General features: G+C 72.3%; 17 protein-coding genes, 1 tRNA gene and 1 other RNA gene. 13 read left to right on the forward strand and 6 right to left on the reverse strand.

Features of this window, described 5'->3' with window-relative positions; genetic code table 11:
* Positions 1-282: 282 nt before the first annotated feature.
* A complete protein-coding gene (locus ABT247_RS14095; protein WP_350742415.1) occupies positions 283-585 on the forward strand; it encodes a helix-turn-helix domain-containing protein in 303 nt (100 codons plus the stop codon).
* 9 nt (positions 586-594) lie between these two features.
* Positions 595-1,839, forward strand: a complete 1,245-nt coding sequence (locus tag ABT247_RS14100) for a tyrosine-type recombinase/integrase (protein ID WP_350742417.1) — start codon at positions 595-597, stop codon at positions 1,837-1,839.
* Between the two features lie 51 nt (positions 1,840-1,890).
* On the opposite strand, the gene ABT247_RS14105 is transcribed toward ABT247_RS14100, so the two are convergent.
* Entirely contained in the window at positions 1,891-2,340 is a 450-nt protein-coding gene (locus ABT247_RS14105) for a DUF5994 family protein (protein ID WP_350742419.1), read from the reverse strand.
* A gap of 245 nt (positions 2,341-2,585) precedes the next feature.
* On the opposite strand from ABT247_RS14105, the gene ABT247_RS14110 reads away from it, so the two are divergent.
* Positions 2,586-3,020: a CBS domain-containing protein gene (locus ABT247_RS14110; protein WP_350742421.1), complete on the forward strand. Its 435-nt coding sequence runs from the start codon at positions 2,586-2,588 to the stop codon at positions 3,018-3,020.
* Positions 3,021-3,120: 100 nt separating this feature from the next.
* Here ABT247_RS14110 and ABT247_RS14115 read toward each other — a convergent pair whose 3' ends face one another.
* The 5 genes from ABT247_RS14115 to ABT247_RS14135 all read right to left on the reverse strand — a co-directional run bounded on the left by ABT247_RS14115 (position 3,121) and on the right by ABT247_RS14135 (position 5,106).
* On the reverse strand, positions 3,121-3,405 hold the full coding sequence (locus ABT247_RS14115) for a DUF6296 family protein (protein WP_350742423.1): 285 nt from the start codon (positions 3,403-3,405) through the stop codon (positions 3,121-3,123).
* Complete coding sequence (locus ABT247_RS14120) at positions 3,365-3,787, reverse strand: STAS domain-containing protein (protein WP_350742425.1); 423 nt, start codon at positions 3,785-3,787, stop codon at positions 3,365-3,367. The genes ABT247_RS14115 and ABT247_RS14120 overlap by 41 nt, the downstream gene beginning before the upstream one ends.
* Positions 3,788-3,869: 82 nt before the next feature.
* A complete protein-coding gene (locus tag ABT247_RS14125) occupies positions 3,870-4,226 on the reverse strand; it encodes a MarR family transcriptional regulator (protein WP_350742428.1) in 357 nt (118 codons plus the stop codon).
* A gap of 121 nt (positions 4,227-4,347) precedes the next feature.
* The gene (locus ABT247_RS14130) at positions 4,348-4,791 is read right to left on the reverse strand and encodes an ATP-binding protein (RefSeq protein ID WP_350742430.1); all 444 of its coding nucleotides are present in this window, start codon (positions 4,789-4,791) and stop codon (positions 4,348-4,350) included.
* A 230-nt stretch (positions 4,792-5,021) separates the two neighbouring features.
* Positions 5,022-5,106 (reverse strand) — tRNA-Ser (locus ABT247_RS14135).
* A gap of 108 nt (positions 5,107-5,214) precedes the next feature.
* Between ABT247_RS14135 and ffs the strand changes: the two genes are divergently transcribed.
* From ffs to ABT247_RS14185, 10 genes are all read left to right on the forward strand, one after another.
* An RNA gene (ffs, locus tag ABT247_RS14140) (signal recognition particle sRNA small type) lies at positions 5,215-5,311 on the forward strand.
* A 76-nt stretch (positions 5,312-5,387) separates the two neighbouring features.
* Positions 5,388-7,547 (forward strand): DNA polymerase III subunit gamma and tau, encoded by a 2,160-nt coding sequence (locus ABT247_RS14145; RefSeq protein ID WP_350742432.1) that lies wholly within the window; start codon positions 5,388-5,390, stop codon positions 7,545-7,547.
* Positions 7,548-7,620: 73 nt separating this feature from the next.
* On the forward strand, positions 7,621-7,959 hold the full coding sequence (locus ABT247_RS14150; RefSeq protein WP_350742434.1) for a YbaB/EbfC family nucleoid-associated protein: 339 nt from the start codon (positions 7,621-7,623) through the stop codon (positions 7,957-7,959).
* Between the two features lie 363 nt (positions 7,960-8,322).
* Positions 8,323-8,922: a recombination mediator RecR gene (gene recR, locus ABT247_RS14155; protein ID WP_350742436.1), complete on the forward strand. Its 600-nt coding sequence runs from the start codon at positions 8,323-8,325 to the stop codon at positions 8,920-8,922.
* Positions 8,915-9,607, forward strand: a complete 693-nt coding sequence (locus ABT247_RS14160) for a DUF5063 domain-containing protein (protein ID WP_350742438.1) — start codon at positions 8,915-8,917, stop codon at positions 9,605-9,607. The genes recR and ABT247_RS14160 overlap by 8 nt, the downstream gene beginning before the upstream one ends.
* A gap of 411 nt (positions 9,608-10,018) precedes the next feature.
* A complete protein-coding gene (locus ABT247_RS14165; protein WP_350742440.1) occupies positions 10,019-11,299 on the forward strand; it encodes an aspartate kinase in 1,281 nt (426 codons plus the stop codon).
* Between the two features lie 120 nt (positions 11,300-11,419).
* The gene (locus ABT247_RS14170) at positions 11,420-12,496 is read left to right on the forward strand and encodes an aspartate-semialdehyde dehydrogenase (protein ID WP_350742442.1); all 1,077 of its coding nucleotides are present in this window, start codon (positions 11,420-11,422) and stop codon (positions 12,494-12,496) included.
* A gap of 306 nt (positions 12,497-12,802) precedes the next feature.
* Positions 12,803-13,348 (forward strand): SigE family RNA polymerase sigma factor, encoded by a 546-nt coding sequence (locus ABT247_RS14175; protein ID WP_350742444.1) that lies wholly within the window; start codon positions 12,803-12,805, stop codon positions 13,346-13,348.
* On the forward strand, positions 13,341-14,507 hold the full coding sequence (locus ABT247_RS14180; RefSeq protein WP_350742446.1) for a hypothetical protein: 1,167 nt from the start codon (positions 13,341-13,343) through the stop codon (positions 14,505-14,507). The genes ABT247_RS14175 and ABT247_RS14180 overlap by 8 nt, the downstream gene beginning before the upstream one ends.
* Positions 14,508-14,738: 231 nt before the next feature.
* Positions 14,739-15,524: an SURF1 family protein gene (locus ABT247_RS14185; protein WP_350742448.1), complete on the forward strand. Its 786-nt coding sequence runs from the start codon at positions 14,739-14,741 to the stop codon at positions 15,522-15,524.
* The last annotated feature ends 3 nt before the right edge of the window (positions 15,525-15,527 follow it).

The following is a 15,527-nucleotide window of genomic DNA, read 5'->3' on the forward strand; positions in this document are numbered from 1 at the left end:
TTCTATGCGCCGGCCGCGAACTGATCACCTGAACGAGGCTGATGCGCACGGAAGTTCGAGCGGCAGCCATGTCCCCCGGTTTGGGAATCGCTTCTAAGCACTTGGGAGTACCTGTCTGACCCGGCTCCCCGAACCACGCGGCACGCGTGACGGTCCGCCAGACCCGTCCGCGTCTCGCTCCAGGTGTTAGCGCGCCTGGGTGAGGGATCGCGCCGCCATGACCACCCATCACACGATCAGACCGTCCGGGGTGCCAGCCCTGCGCGGTCGACGAGGAGTCCCATGCCTCAGCCCGCCCTTTACCTTTCCCGCCTCTCAGAGGCCCTTGGCCTGCCCGAGCAGAGCCTGCTCGCTCTTGTCGCGAACTGCGACACGGCTCCAGATCCCACGCTCGTCGCCCTTACGGTCGAGGAAGCTGCCCGCCGCCTCGGAGTCGGCCGCACCACGATGTATGCCTTGGTCGCCTCTGGCGAGGTCCCGTCCGTGACGATCGGCCGTCTCCGCCGGGTGCCCGCCGAGGCGCTCAAGGAGTACGTGGCCGCCCGTGCGCAGGCCGCCGGTTCGACCGCCGCGCTCGCGGCCTGAGGGGGACCGATGGCCAACACCCGCAAGCCCAACGGCGACTCCTCGATCTACCAGGGCAGTGACGGCCGGTGGCACGGCCGCGTTACGGTCGGCGTCAAGGACGACGGCACTCCCGACCGCCGCCACGTCAGCGCCAAGACCCGCCCCGAGGTCACGGCCAAGGTCCGCAAGCTGGAGAAGCTGCGCGACAACGGCACCGTGCCCAAGGCCGGCCAGAAGTGGACGGTCGGCAAGTGGCTGACCCACTGGATCACCGAGATCGTGCCCGGCACTGTCGGCGAGAACACGTACGCCGGATACGAGGTCGCCGTCCGCGTGCACCTCGTCCCCGGCCTCGGCGCGCACCGCCTGGAGAAGCTGGAACCCGAGCACCTGGAGCGCTTCTACAAGAAGATGCAGGCCGCTGGCAGCGCCGCCGGAACCGCCCACCAAGCCCACCGCACCATCCGTGTCGCCCTCGGCGAGGCCCTGCGGCGCGACCACCTCACCCGCAACGTGGCCACGATCGCCAAGGCCCCGAAGCTCGATGAGGAGGAGGTCGAGCCGTTCGAGATCGAGGAGGTCCAGGCGCTCATGGACACGGCGCGCAAGCGCCGCAACTCCGCCCGCTGGATTTTCGCGCTCGCCCTCGGCCTGCGCCAGGGCGAGGTGCTCGGGCTCCAGTGGAAGGACGTCGACTTCGCCCGAGGCGTCGCCTGGGTCAAGCGCGGCCGGTTGCGGCCCAAGTACCGGCACGGCTGCGGCGACCACTGCGGGCGCAAGCCCGGCTTCTGCCCGAAGAAGGAGCCGATCCGCCGCGAGACCAAGGACACCAAGTCCCGAGCCGGGCGACGCGCGGTGCCGCTGCCCGAGCAACTCGTCGTGATCCTCCGGCAGCACAAGGAGGAACAGGACCGCGAGCGGGCCCTCGCCCGCGACCTCTGGACGGACAAGGGCTACGTCTTCACCTCCGAGACCGGCGAGCCGCTCAACCCCAGCACCGACTACCACCACTGGAAGCGGCTCCTGCGCGAGGCCGGCATCCGCGACGGCCGCCTCCACGACGCCCGCCACACCGCCTCGACCGTCCTCCTCCTGCTCGGCGTGCCGGAGCGGATCGTGATGGCGATCATGGGCTGGTCCTCGACCTCGATGGCCCAGCGCTACCAGCACGTCACCGAGCCGATGCTGAACGACGTCGGCAAGAAGATCGGCGCGGCTCTGTGGGGCGACGCGGTCGGTGCTGCCGACGCTCCCGGCGGGAGCGCCGGGTAACTCGCCGGAGAGGTCTCGGGCTGAGCGGTCCGGCACGCGCCGCCGGGCCGCTCAGCCGAGCAGGAGTTCTGCCGCCGGGGTGTGGTTGCCGGTCGCCGAGGCGCCGGCCATCGCCGAGGCGGCTGTTGCCGACTTGGTGCCGGGCGGTACCACCAGCAGCAGGAAGTGGTCCTGGAACCCCCGGGTGACGTTGATCGTCGCGTCGCTGCCGGTGAACCAGTTGATTCTGACCGTCAGGCCGTTCGCCGCCACGGACCGGGGCACGCCGTCCCAGGCCGAGGTGTCGAGGCCGACCCGCACGATGCGCCCGAAGTGGGCACCGAGCGCGGTGATCAGGTCCGGCAGTTCGGCGAGGACGTGGTTCGAGCGGGGCCACCAGGCGCCGTCGAAGACGCCCTCCCGTGACATCGTCGGTTCCAGAACCAGGCGAGGCAGCAGCGGGGCGCCGGGTGCCATCCACGGCCCAGGAGAGGAAGAGGTGGGGAAAGGAATCGGCATCATACGAAGCCGCCCGTCCGGTCCGCGAGGGACCCGTCATGACCCAGGGCGACGTCGACGCTGATGCCGATGTGCGATATGTCCTCGGTTGTCTTCCAGGCTACTCCGCAGCGGTCTGCTCCGGTCCGTTCGCCACCGGAGTAGGGTCGTAGGCATCCAGGGCATCACGCATTCCGGTAGCCGTTCCGGCCTCGTTCTGGGTGAAGGAAAGCTCGGCAGCCCCCAGGGGGCGGCCGGAGACGGGAACGGTGAGCACCGTGACCATCCACTCCCCGCAGTCGGTGCGGCCCGGCCACGGCCTCACAGTCGCCGACGCCATGGACCCCTGCGACTACCAGATAGCCGACGACAGCACCGTTGACCAGGCCGACGACATCCTCCGCGGCGCCCACCTCGATTACCTGCTGGTCCGCGACCACGACGGCCGGTGCGAGGGGCTGGTCACCCGCACCGGACTCCATCCGTTCCTGAACCGCTCCTGGTACACCGGACGGACCGCGATCAGTGCCACCACCCACCAGCGCGGCCCGTTCGCCTGGCCGACCATGGGCCTGGCCCTGGCCGCGATCGCCATGCGGGTCAAGCGCCTGGCGGTCTGGCCCGTGGTCGATGAGGACGGCTACATCCTCGGTGTCCTCATGGCCGACCGTGTCACCAGCCTCCTCGCGGGCAAGGCTGCCTGAGGCTGAGTGCCCGCGTTCGAGGGTCCTGGGCTGTTTGCGCCCGCCGGGAATCGAGCACGGTGGCAGGTCGGGCCATGCCCGGAGCGAAGCTGCGGCGAGGTCAGGGCAGTGGGGTGGCGTGCAGGCAGGTGGGCCGTCCCTGTCCGGTCGGCTCGGCGAGCGGTCGGGCCGTCTCCCCGTTGATCTCTACGCGGAAGGTGCCGGCCTTGTCCGCGTAGACCGTGGTCCCGTCCGCGGTCACCTCGTCCGTGGCATGAACGACGACGACCTCGAGCGGATTGTGCCTGCCGGGCACACCCGGAAGGGTCACCGCGTAGCGAGACGGAGTGTCCGTCCGGAGCTCCTCACCCGATCTCCCTGGCACCTGCCAGGGCGGCGCGCACACTGCTCCGGACGGTGAAGAGTTCGTCAGTGCCGGTGATCTCCAGCAATCGCATGGTCTGGGGCGGCGGGGCGGCCAGCACCATCTCCACCCCTGCGGCCCTCGCGTCCATACGGGCGGCGAGCAGGGCGTTGAGGCACACGGAGTAGCAGAAGGTCTGGCCGGCCAGGTCGATGACCAGCCGGGGTGGGCGGTCCTGGAGAGCGCGGGAGAGGGCGTCGTCCAGCTTGCGGCGGTCTTCCTGGTCCGCTTCGCCGTCGATGCGGACGATCACGGCCGTCCCGGGGAGCTTCGCAGTGGTGATCCGCAGGTGCGGGGTGGGAACGCGCGGGGGGTCGGGGCAGTCGTGCCGGGTGGATCCGCTGGGGTCGGGCACTGGACTCACCGCCTCAACGGGAGGGGTGGTGGCAGAGCGGCCGGGACGCGCACAAGGTGCGGCGGGGTACGGGGGACGGGTTGGCGCGGGGTCACGGATGCTCATCATGATGATCACCGGTGGTGGTCGCAGGCTGGTGGCCGGCGTCGGGGGCGGGATCGGCGAACAGGGCCAGCAGCCCGGCGATCTCGTGGTGGCCCTCGGCGGGATGACGGAAGTACGTGCCACGGACCACCTGGTAGCGGTTGCGGCGTCCGTGCCGGGAGTGGGTCAGGTAGCCGGCCTTCTCCAGGTCCGTGACGATCGCCCGCGCGGCCCGTTCGGTCATCCCGCACATCGCGGCCAGGTCCCGCAAGCGGACGTCCGCATCCCGCGAGACCAACAACAGCACCCGCGCGTGCTGCGTCAGGAACGTCCAGCCCGTTCGCGGCTCTCGCTCATCCGACACACCTCAAGTATGAACCCGGATTCCGCTTTTGCCATGCCTGACTTGATGATCCGCTGATGGGCCACACCGTGGAATGCGGGGTCGAGTCTTCGCCCGCGGATCCGTGTCACGGCGCAGGGTTTCAAGGCGATGGCGGTGGTTGTTCGGAGGGGACGAGGAGTTCGGCCCATACGGCCTTGCCGCCGTCGTTCGGGAGGGCACCCCAGCAGAGGGCGAGGCGGTCGACGATGAACAGGCCATGGCCGCCGACCCGGGACGGTTGGTGCGTGCCGGGGTCGGGCAGCGTGCTGCCGGATTGGGGGTCGGTGACGGTGATGCGCAGGCACGGGCCGTTCTGGTCCAGATCCAGTGCGAGTGGGCCCGCCGTGTACGTGGCGGCATTGGTGAGCAGTTCCGAGACGACGAGCTGGACGTCATCTCCGAGAACGGATGGGGCGAGATGCCAACCGGACAGGGTTCGGCGGGTGAACGCCCGCCCTTCGCTGACGGGGGATGCTCCACTTCCGGCGGTGAAATCCAGATGGCAGTGACGGCGGACCGCTGCTGGGCCGAGGTGACTCTCCACGGTGGTTCGCCTGCTTCCCGTTGCAGCTCCTCGAACCATGCGGCTACCCGTTCAGGCGGGGATCATGTGCGTGGCAGTGGTCGGGCCTCCGGGGCTGCGGGGCCGCCGGGGTGGTCCGGGTGGTCGCCCACCCGGTGCCGACGAACTGAGACCAGAACTGAGACCACGACACGAAGAAGGCCCCGACCGGATTCCCGGTCGGGGCCTTCAACTGCCTTGCTAGGCAGAGGCGGAGGATACGAGATTCGAACTCGTGAGGGGTTGCCCCCAACACGCTTTCCAAGCGTGCGCCCTAGGCCTCTAGGCGAATCCTCCGTGGGAGAGCTTAGTACATGTTTTGGGGTGCTCGCGACCAGCTATCCCGCAGGCGGGAGGGTGGGGGTGGCCTGTGGATCGTCGGGGCCGGGATCCGGTAGTGTGGGGGTCAGCCCCTCGTGTGGCGTCATCTCTCTAAACCCCCCCAGGGCCGGAAGGCAGCAAGGGTAGGAGGGCTCTGGCGGGTGCACGGGGGGTCTTTGCGTTCCCGGGCCGGGGGAGGCGGGGCCCCGGGGTGAGGGGCGACGCGTTTGTCGGTCCGTCCCGATATCGTCGGTGGTGTGTCCCTAGCCCTGTACCGCCGCTATCGCCCCGAGACCTTCGCGGAGGTCATCGGGCAGGAGCACGTGACCGCTCCGCTCCAGCAGGCCCTGCGCAACAACAGGGTCAACCACGCGTACCTGTTCAGCGGGCCGCGCGGGTGCGGGAAGACGACGAGTGCGCGCATCCTGGCCCGCTGCCTGAACTGCGAGCAGGGGCCGACGCCGACGCCCTGCGGGGAGTGCCAGTCCTGCCGGGACCTCGCGACCGGCGGGCCCGGTTCGATCGACGTGATCGAGATCGACGCGGCCTCGCACGGTGGTGTGGACGACGCGCGCGAGCTGCGGGAGCGGGCCTTCTTCGCGCCGGTGCACAGCCGGTACAAGATCTTCATCCTGGACGAGGCCCACATGGTGACCTCGGCCGGGTTCAACGCGCTGCTCAAGGTGGTCGAGGAGCCGCCGGAGCACCTCAAGTTCATCTTCGCGACCACCGAGCCGGAGAAGGTGATCGGGACGATCCGGTCCCGTACCCACCACTACCCGTTCCGGCTGGTCCCGCCCGGCACGCTGCGCGACTACCTGGCGGACGTCTGCCGCCGCGAGGGCATCCAGGTCGAGGACCCGGTGTTCCCGCTGGTCGTCCGGGCCGGGGCGGGCTCGGTGCGTGACTCGATGTCGGTCATGGACCAGTTGCTGGCCGGCGCCGGGGCGGAGGGCGTCACGTACCAGATGGCGACCTCGCTGCTCGGGTACACGGACTCCGCGCTGCTGGACGAGGTGGTGGACGCCTTCGCCGCGCACGACGGGGCCACGGTGTTCCAGGTGATCGACCGGGTGGTGGAGGGCGGACACGACCCGCGCCGCTTCGTCACCGACCTGCTGGAGCGGCTGCGCGACCTGGTGATCCTCGCCACGGTGCCGGACGCGGGTGAGAAGGGCCTGATCGACGCCCCGGCGGACCGGGTCGCGGTGATGCAGGCGCAGGCGGACGCGTTCGGCGCGGCCGAGCTGAGCCGCGCGGCGGACATCGTCAACACCGGGCTGACCGAGATGCGCGGCAACGCGGCGCCCCGGCTGCAGCTGGAGCTGATCTGCGCCCGGGTGATGCTGCCGGGCGCGTACAGCGACGAGCTGTCGCTGCAGGCGCGGCTGGACAAGCTGGAGCGGCGGGCGGCGGCCGGCGGGTTCGCCGCGGCTGTAGGAGGAGTGGCGCCGATGGCCGCTCCGGTTGCTGCCCCGGTTCCTCCGGTTGCTCCGGTCCCTCCGGCGGGGATGCCGACTTCGGCCCCGGCTCCGGCCCCGGCCTCCGAACCCGCTCCGGCTCCGGCGCCCCAGGTCGCGCCTGCCCCGGCTCCGCAGCCTGCGGCTCCCGCCGGCCCGGCGCCGGGCGCCTGGCCGATCCCGCGCAGCTTCCCGCCCGCCGGGGGCGCTCCGGCGCCCGCCGCGTCCCCCGCGGCGCAACCGCAGCCGCAGCCGCAAGCCGCCCCGACTCCTGCACCGGCACCGGCCCCCGCGCCCGTTCCTGCGGCGGCGGCCCCTGGCGGGCAGCCGTCCGCGGCCGCGCAGCAGGGTGCCGCGCAGGTCCGGCAGCTGTGGCCGCAGATCCTGGAGGCGGTGAAGAACCGCCGTCGCTTCACCTGGATCCTGCTCAGCCAGAACGGCCAGGTCGCCGGGTTCGACGGCAGCGTGCTCCAGGTGTCCTTCATCAACGCCGGAGCCCGGGACAGCTTCGTCGGCAGCAACAGCGACGACGTGCTGCGCCAGGCGCTGGCCGACGCGTTGGGCGTGGACTGGCGCATCGAGTGCATCGTGGACCCGTCCGGCGGTGCCGGCGCGGCCCCGAGCGCGCCTCCGGCCGGTGGCGGCTGGGGGGCTCCGGCCCGGCCGGCGGCCGCTGCGCCGCCGATGGCAGCCCCCGCCCCGGCGCCGGTCCAGCAGGCCCCTGCGGCTCCCGCTCCGGTACGGCCGCAGTCGCAGGCGCAGGCCCCCGCGCCGGTGCAGGCTCCGCCGTCCGCGCCGGTCCAGCAGTCCCGGCCGGTGCAGCCGGTGGCCCCGGAGGACGACATCCCGGAGGAGGACGACCCCGACCTCAACGAGGAGGCGTTCTCCGGCCAGGAGTTGATCATCCGGGAGCTCGGCGCCACGGTGCTGGAGGAGATCCACCACCGCGGCAACTGACTCCTGGTGACCGGGCGAGGACGTAGGCTCGGCGGCGACGAACGACGAACCGCATGACAGCAAGGAGTGAGCCGTGTTCCCCGGTGGCGGTCAGCCCAACATGCAGCAGTTGCTCAAGCAGGCGCAGAAGATGCAGGAAGAGCTCGCCAAGGCCCAGAAGGAGCTGGCCGAGGCGAAGGTGAACGGCACGGCGGGCGGCGGTCTGGTCGAGGCCACGGTGACGGGCTCCGGTGAGCTGGTGGCGCTGACCATCGCCCCGGACGCCGTGGACCCGGAGGACACCGAGACGCTGGCGGACCTGATCCTGGCGGCCGTCCGGGACGCCAACCAGGCTGCGCAGAAGATGCAGGCCGAGCGGATGGGCCCGCTCACCCAGGGGCTGGGCGGCGGCATCCCCGGTCTGCCGTTCTGAAACGCTTCTGAGCCGGTTCTGAGCCGGTTCTGACCTGTCCCGAGCTGTCCCGAGCCGATCTGAGCCGGTTCCGCGCTGTTCCGCGCTGTTCCGAGCTCTCCGAGCCGATCCGACGCGGCTCCGGCGCCCCCGGTGGGCCGTGAAGGCGCAGGTCAGGGCGCTGGCCGGGCTCCGGGACGGGCTGCCGCGCGGGCTGGGGCAGGGCGTGCACCAGCGCCTGGTCCGTAAAAGCAGACACTCTGAAGTTCACGCAACAGGCCCATGTGATTTCTGTGGGAGTCGGGCGCCGGGCGGTGTGTCCGGCGCCCGATTCGTTGGATGATGGCACCGGAGCACCACCGACCATCAGAGGGAAGGCGCGACGTGTACGAGGGCGTGGTTCAGGACCTGATCGACGAACTGGGCAGGCTGCCCGGCGTCGGGCCCAAGAGCGCCCAGCGGATCGCCTTCCACGTGCTGCAGGCCGACCCGACGGACGTGCGCCGCCTCGCGCACGCGCTGCTGGAGGTCAAGGACAAGGTCCGCTTCTGCGCGGTCTGCGGCAACGTCGCGGAGGCCGAGCAGTGCCGGGTCTGCCTGGACCCGCGCCGCGACCTCAGCGTCATCTGCGTGGTCGAGGAGCCCAAGGACGTCGTCGCCATCGAGCGCACCCGTGAGTTCCGCGGCCGCTACCACGTGCTGGGCGGCGCGATCAGCCCCATCGAGGGCGTCGGCCCGGACGACCTGCGCATCCGCGAGCTGCTCTCGCGCCTCGCGGACGGCACCGTCACCGAGCTGATCCTGGCCACCGACCCCAACCTGGAGGGGGAGGCGACCGCCACCTATCTGGCCCGGCTGTGCAAGCCGATGGGCCTGAAGGTGACCCGCCTGGCGAGCGGACTGCCCGTCGGCGGGGACCTGGAGTACGCGGACGAGGTGACCCTCGGTCGCGCCTTCGAAGGGAGACGACTGCTCGATGTCTGACCGGACGACCAACCAGCAGCCCCACGGGGAGCCCTCGACCCACGCCCCGCACACCCACGGTCACGGCTCGGAGCCGGACGACTTCGCCGTGCAGATCGCCGACTCGGTGGAGAGCTTCGTGCTCGCCGTCACCGAGGTCGCCAAGGGCGACGAGCCGGGCAGTGCGGTCTCGTTGCTGCTCCTGGAGGTCTCCCAGCTGCTGCTGGCCGGTGGCCGCCTGGGCGCCATCGAGGACGTCGTCCCCGACGACCGCTTCGAGCCCGATGCCGGGCCGGAGCCGGACGCCGAGCAGCTGCGCGAGCGCCTCGCCGAACTGCTCGCGCCGATCGACGTCTACCACGAGGTCTTCGACCCGTACGGCCCGCCGGAGAAGCCGAACGCCTTCCGGATCTCGGACGACCTGGCCGGCGTGGTCGGCGAGCTCCAGCACGGCCTGACCCACTACCGCGAGGGACGGGTCAGCGAGGCGCTGTGGTGGTGGCAGTTCTCGTACCTGTCCAACTGGGGCACGACCTGCACGGCGGTGCTGCGGGCGCTGCAGTCGCTGATCGCCCACGTCCGGCTGGACAGTCCGATCGGGGCCGTACCGGACGGTGCGGACACCGACGACGACGGGCTCACCGACGAGCAGCTGGAGCAGCAGGCGGGCGCCCTGATGGCGGCCGAACTCGGGCGGGGACGGTGAGCGCCGGGCGGGGACGGTGAGCGCCGGGCGGCGCGGCGGCTGGTGACACCGCACCCGGGTGTGCCCGGGGCGGCGGTGCCCCGCAGGCGGCGCACACCGGTCGGCGGCGCCCCGCGGGCCCCCGAGCGCGGAGGTGTGACGGAAACCTCAGCGCTCCGCCCCGGAGGGAAATCCGGCCGAGGCGGCATCCGTTCGTCCGGCGATTCTCCGCGCGAGGGGCGATCAGCCCGCAGACCTGCCGGTGCGGGCCCCTGAACTGCCGCCCACGTGCTGAAACGGGCGTCTCATCATATGGAAACCACCAGTTGCGGCACCCCTCCTCGGTAGACTGACGCCGACCGCACCCCCCTTCCATCCCGGGGGGTACGGGGGCCTCGCGCCCCCGCAAACGACCCAAGTCGAGGAGCGCACGTGGGCCTTGTCGTGCAGAAGTACGGCGGCTCATCCGTTGCGGATGCCGAAGGCATCAAGCGCGTGGCCCGTCGAATCGTTGACGCCAAGAAGGCCGGCCATGAGGTCGTCGTCGTGGTGTCCGCGATGGGCGACACGACGGACGAGCTCATCGAACTCGCGGAGCAGGTGTCACCGCTTCCTGCCGGCCGTGAGTTCGACATGCTGCTGACCGCTGGAGAGCGCATCTCCATGGCGCTGCTGGCCATGGCGATCAAATCCCTGGGTCACGAGGCGCAGTCCTTCACGGGCAGCCAGGCCGGCGTCATCACCGACTCCGTCCACAACAAGGCGCGCATCATCGACGTCACGCCGGGGCGCATCCGCACCGCCCTGGACGAGGGCAACATCGCGATCGTGGCCGGCTTCCAGGGCGTGTCCCAGACCAGCAAGGACATCACCACGCTGGGCCGGGGCGGCTCGGACACCACGGCCGTCGCCCTCGCGGCGGCCCTCAAGGCCGAGGTCTGCGAGATCTACACCGACGTGGACGGCGTGTTCACCGCCGACCCGCGCGTGGTGAAGAAGGCCCGCAAGATCGACTGGATCGCCTACGAGGACATGCTGGAGCTGGCCTCGTCCGGCTCCAAGGTGCTGCTCGACCGCTGTGTGGAGTACGCGCGCCGCTACAACATCCCGATTCACGTACGCTCGTCCTTCTCGGGTCTCCCCGGGACGATCGTCAGCAACGACAACCCGAACAAGCCCGAAGGGGGCGAGATGGAGCAGGCCATCATCTCCGGGGTCGCCCACGACACCTCCGAGGCCAAGGTCACGGTCGTCGGCGTCCCCGACAAGCCGGGCGAGGCGGCGCGCATCTTCCGCGCCATCGCCGACGCCGAGGTCAACATCGACATGGTGGTGCAGAACGTCTCCGCCGCGTCGACCGGCCTGACCGACATCTCCTTCACCCTGCCGAAGACCGAGGGCCAGAAGGCCATCGACGCGCTCGGCCGGGTCAAGGAGGGCATCGGCTACGAGTCGCTGCGCTACGACGACGCGATCGGCAAGATCTCGCTGGTCGGCGCCGGCATGCGCTCCAACCCGGGCGTCACCGCCACCTTCTTCGAGGCGCTCTCCGCCGCGGGCGTGAACATCGAGCTGATCTCCACCTCGGAGATCCGCATCTCGGTGGTCACCCGCGCCGAGGACGTCCCGGAGGCGGTCCGCGCCGTGCACAGCGCCTTCGGGCTGGACAGCGAGACGGACGAGGCGGTCGTCTACGGCGGCACCGGGCGATGACCCGTCAGCCGGGCGGCCCCCGGGCGATCACCCGTGAGCCGGACGGGCACCGGGCGACGGCCCGTCGGCCGGGCGGGGGTTGCGGGCGATGACCCGTGACCCCGGCGAGGGCACCGGGCGATGACCCGGCGCCCGAACCTCGCCGTCGTCGGCGCCACCGGCGCCGTCGGCGAGGTGCTGCTCGGCCTGCTCTCCCTCCGTCAGGACATCTGGGGCGAGGTACGGCTCGTCGCCTCCCCGCGCTCGGCCGGCCGTACGCCGGTCGTGCGCGGGGAGGCGGTCGCCGTGGTCCCGCTGACGGAGGAGGCCTTCGCCGGGATCGACGTCGCCGTGTTCGCCGTCCCCGACCAGGTCTCCGCCCAGTGGGCGCCCATCGCGGCCGCCAAGGGCGTCGTGGTGGTCGACGACTCGGCCGCCTTCCGCACCACCGGGGACGTGCCGCTGGTCGTCCCCGAGGTCAACGCGGCCGCACTGCGGATCCGTCCGCGCGGCATCGTGGCCAGCCCGGCCGGCACCACGCTCGCGCTGGTCGCGGCGGTCGGTGCGCTGCACGCCGAGTACGGCTTGGAGCAGCTGGTCGTCGCCACCTACCAGGCCGCCAGTGGCGAGGGCCGCGAGGGCGTCGCGGCGCTGCGCGAGCAGACCGCGCTGGTGGCCGGCACCGAGGTCGGCCGGCAGACCGGCGACCTGCGGGTGGTGATCGCCGACGACGGGCCGTTCGCCGCCCCGCTCGCCCTCAACGCCGTGCCCTGGACCGGCGGCCTGTGCGAGGGCGGTTGGGCCGCCCAGGAGCTCGGTCTGCGCGACGAGGCCCGCAAGATCCTCGGCCTGCCGGCCCTGAAGGTCTCCGCGACCTGCGTCCGGGTCCCGGTGGTCCGCACCCACGCGCTGGCCGTGCACGCCCGGTTCGAACGCGAGGTCAGCCAGGCGCACGCGCAGGACATCCTGCGCGAGACTCCCGGTGTGGTGCTCTACGACGACCCGGCGGCCGGGGAGTTCCCGACGCCGAACGACGTGGTCGGCACCGACCCGGTGTGGGTCGGCCGGGTGCGCCGGGCCCTGGACGAGCCGGACGCGCTCGACCTCTTCCTCTGCGGCGACAACCTGCGCAAGGGCGCCGCGCTGAACCTGCTGCAGATCGCCGAGCTGGTCGCCGGTGAGCTGGTCGCCGACGAGGCTGCGGCCGGGTCGGAATAGGACCCTCCGTTCGGGGACCCGAGGGGCCCCTCCACCCGTGGATGTCCGTCCCTTGTGCCCGTGGATGTCCGGACCTGTGTCCGCTCCTCGACACAATCCGTCCGGAATCCCGGGGGAATCCCCTGGAGGGCCCTTCCGCCGATGCGGAAGAATGGCCCCCGGGATGGGCAACCATGACAGGGGATCGAGTGTCCAACGGGCGTGGCGAACGCGATGGCGGGGGCAAGGACGGGCCTTGCGGCGAGAGCCGCGGTGGCCTTCCCGTCGCGCGCGCCCTGGTCTGCGAGTAGGCCGGAAGACGACCAGATGACGGCGGCCGCACCCGGTGCGGCGGACTCCGGCGCCGGTACCGACGCGGGTACCAGCGAGGACCTGCTCACCGAGACCTACCAGGCGCACTACCGCTCGCTGCTGCGGCTCGCCGCGCTGCTCCTCGACGACCTCTCCGCCTGCGAGGACGTCGTCCAGGAGGCCTTCATCCGGGTGCACGCCGCCCGGCGCCGGGTGCGCGAACCCGAGAAGACCCTGGCCTACCTGCGGCAGACCGTGGTGAACCTGTCGCGCTCCACGCTGCGGCGCCGGATCCTCGGCCTGCGACTGCTGCCCAAGCCGATGCCTGACATGGCCAGTGCAGAAGAAGGTGCCTACGATGCCCTGGAGCGCGACCAGCTGAAGGCCGCGCTCCGTGGTCTGCAACGCCGTCAGCGGGAGGTTCTGGTGCTCCGTTACTTCGTGGACATGACGGAGGCGCAGGTCGCCGACGCCCTGGGCATCTCGCTCGGTTCGGTGAAGGCCTACGGATCCCGCGGACTCGCCGCCCTCCGGGTCCAGATGGAGGCCGGACATGGCTGACGGCGCCTGGCAGCGGCCCGGGGACGACGAGTTCCCGGGGCTCTCCTCCGAGGAACGGGTGCTGCGCGAGCTCATGCACCACGCGGTGGCCGGGATCCAACCCCGGCCCGGCGCCCTGCCCCGGATCCGCCGGGCCGTCCCGCGGCGCCGGGCCGCCCGCCGCGGGGCCTGGACCGGTGCGGCGGCGCTGGCGCTGGCCGTCGCGATCGTCCTCCCCCTCGTGCACGAGGGGGACCACCTCGGGCTCTCCGGCGGCCCCGGCTCGACCGAGGTGCAGAGCCCGGCCGCCTCACCCCCCGGCGACAGGACGACCGGCACGATCGGCGGCACCGGCACGGCCGCCCACACCGGCCAGAGCGTCACCGGGGACACCGCGCCCTCCTCGGGCACCGCCTCCGCCTCGCCGAGCCCCGGCGCGGACACCACCCGGACCGGCACCACCACCCCCGCCGGGGCCCCCGGCACCGGTGACGGCGCGATCACCCCGCTGTGCACCCGGACGGACCTCGGGCAGGGCACCGCACAGGTCGGCACGGCCGACGCACAGGGCCGGATCTACGGCTCCTTCACGGTCTACAACGTCTCCGGACACGGCTGCCGCCTCGGCGGCCCCGGCGCGGTGGCCGTCACCGACGTCAGCGGCACCGACCGCAGCCGCGTCCGGACGGCCGACCACGCCGCCGGCGACCCGGCGGGCAGCCTGCCCGCGATGGACGCCGAGCCGCCCGTGCTGGCGCCGCAGGCCGGGTACCGGGTGCCGTTCGTGTGGATCCCCGACCAGGGCTGCGGCTCCGCCGGCACCGCGACCGGCGCGCCCACCGCCAACCAGGCGGCCCTGACCAGCCAGGCCCCCGCGGCCTCCTCGGGCGTCCCCGCCACCGGCGCCTCGGCGGCCCCGAGCGCCAACCCGCGGGCCAGCTCCACCCCCACCTCCGGCGCCACCTCGGCGCCCAGCCCGACGGCCACCCCGACCGGAGGACCCACCACCGGCCCGGCCACCGCCACCATCGCCCACACCCCGGCCCCCGGCAGCCCGACGGCCGCGACCGCCTCGCTGCCGGTCGGCTGCGGGGGGACGCTCTACCGGGGCGGGGTGCAGGCGGTACAGCCCCCGGGCGGGGCGGGCGCCCAGCCGTCGGGGACGGCTGCGACGGGTTGAGCGGGCGCGGGACCGCCGCCGGCGGGGGGCCGGGGGCGCGCGCCCGGGGGGGTGCGCCTGTCCTGGGTGGGGTGCGCCACTTACCGGCGGGGTGCGTCTCTCGCCGGCGGGGTGCGCCCGTCTCGGCGACTGCGCCCCTGTCGGGTGGCTGCGCCCCTGCCGGGCTACTGCGCCCGTCCCTGGCGGACCCTGTGGTCCGGAACGGTGTGAGGAATGGTTACCGTGGGGGGTGTGTACCGGTTCCTCCTGACTCCGCGCTGGCTGGGCGGCACCGCACTGGCCGTGGCGGCCGTGGCGGTGTGCGTCTGGTTGGGCACCTGGCAGCTCGGCCGGTTCGAGGACCGCGTCACCACGCACCAGGAGACCAAGCAGTCCCTCACCGCCACGAGTGACGCCAAGCCGATCGACTCCCTGCTCTCCCCGGCCGCCCCGCAGGTGACCACGGAGACCGTCGGCAAGCCCGTCACGGTGACCGGCAGCTATGACACCGAGCACCAACTCCTCGTCCCCAACCGGGTGGTGGACGGCAAGCAGGGGTACTACGTGCTCACGCCGCTGCGCACCGCCGACGGACACGCCGTCGCCGTGGTGCGCGGCTGGGCGCCCGGTTCCCCGTCCGGGGCCGTCGCCGAGCCTCCGCCGGCCGGGCAGGTGACCGTCACCGGGCGGCTCCAGGCCAACGAGTCGGTCGGCAGCAACGGCGCGGTGGCGGGCGGCCTGCCCGCCGGGCAGCTCGGCATGATCAACCGGGCCTCGCTGCTGAACGTGCTGGCCTATGACGGCTGGTACGACGGCTGGGTGGCCGCCGACCAGGTGCCCGCCGGACTGACCGCCGTGCCGACCGTCCAGCCGCAGGGCGGGGACGGCCTCACCCTGCGCGCCTTCCAGAACCTGGGCTACACCCTGGAGTGGTTCGTCTTCGCGGGCTTCGTGGTCTTCATGTGGTTCCGCCTGCTGCGCCGTGAGGCGGAGGCGGCGCAGGACCGGGCCCTCGGGCTGGACCCGGTCCTGGACTGACCG

It is taken from the genome of Kitasatospora sp. NPDC001539 (assembly GCF_040298565.1).
In the GTDB taxonomy this organism is placed as follows: domain Bacteria; phylum Actinomycetota; class Actinomycetes; order Streptomycetales; family Streptomycetaceae; genus Kitasatospora.

What these genes read in the sequence shown, in the direction of transcription:
- ABT247_RS14180 (WP_350742446.1), top strand. Translation starts at nt 13,341, where the DNA reads ATGGCTGACGGCGCCTGGCAGCGGCCCGGGGACGACGAGTTCCCGGGG.
- ABT247_RS14095 (WP_350742415.1), top strand. Translation starts at nt 283, where the DNA reads ATGCCTCAGCCCGCCCTTTACCTTTCCCGCCTCTCAGAGGCCCTTGGC.
- ABT247_RS14100 (WP_350742417.1), top strand. Translation starts at nt 595, where the DNA reads ATGGCCAACACCCGCAAGCCCAACGGCGACTCCTCGATCTACCAGGGC.
- ABT247_RS14160 (WP_350742438.1), top strand. Translation starts at nt 8,915, where the DNA reads ATGTCTGACCGGACGACCAACCAGCAGCCCCACGGGGAGCCCTCGACC.
- ABT247_RS14175 (WP_350742444.1), top strand. Translation starts at nt 12,803, where the DNA reads ATGACGGCGGCCGCACCCGGTGCGGCGGACTCCGGCGCCGGTACCGAC.
- ABT247_RS14170 (WP_350742442.1), top strand. Translation starts at nt 11,420, where the DNA reads ATGACCCGGCGCCCGAACCTCGCCGTCGTCGGCGCCACCGGCGCCGTC.
- ABT247_RS14105 (WP_350742419.1), bottom strand. Translation starts at nt 2,340, where the DNA reads ATGATGCCGATTCCTTTCCCCACCTCTTCCTCTCCTGGGCCGTGGATG.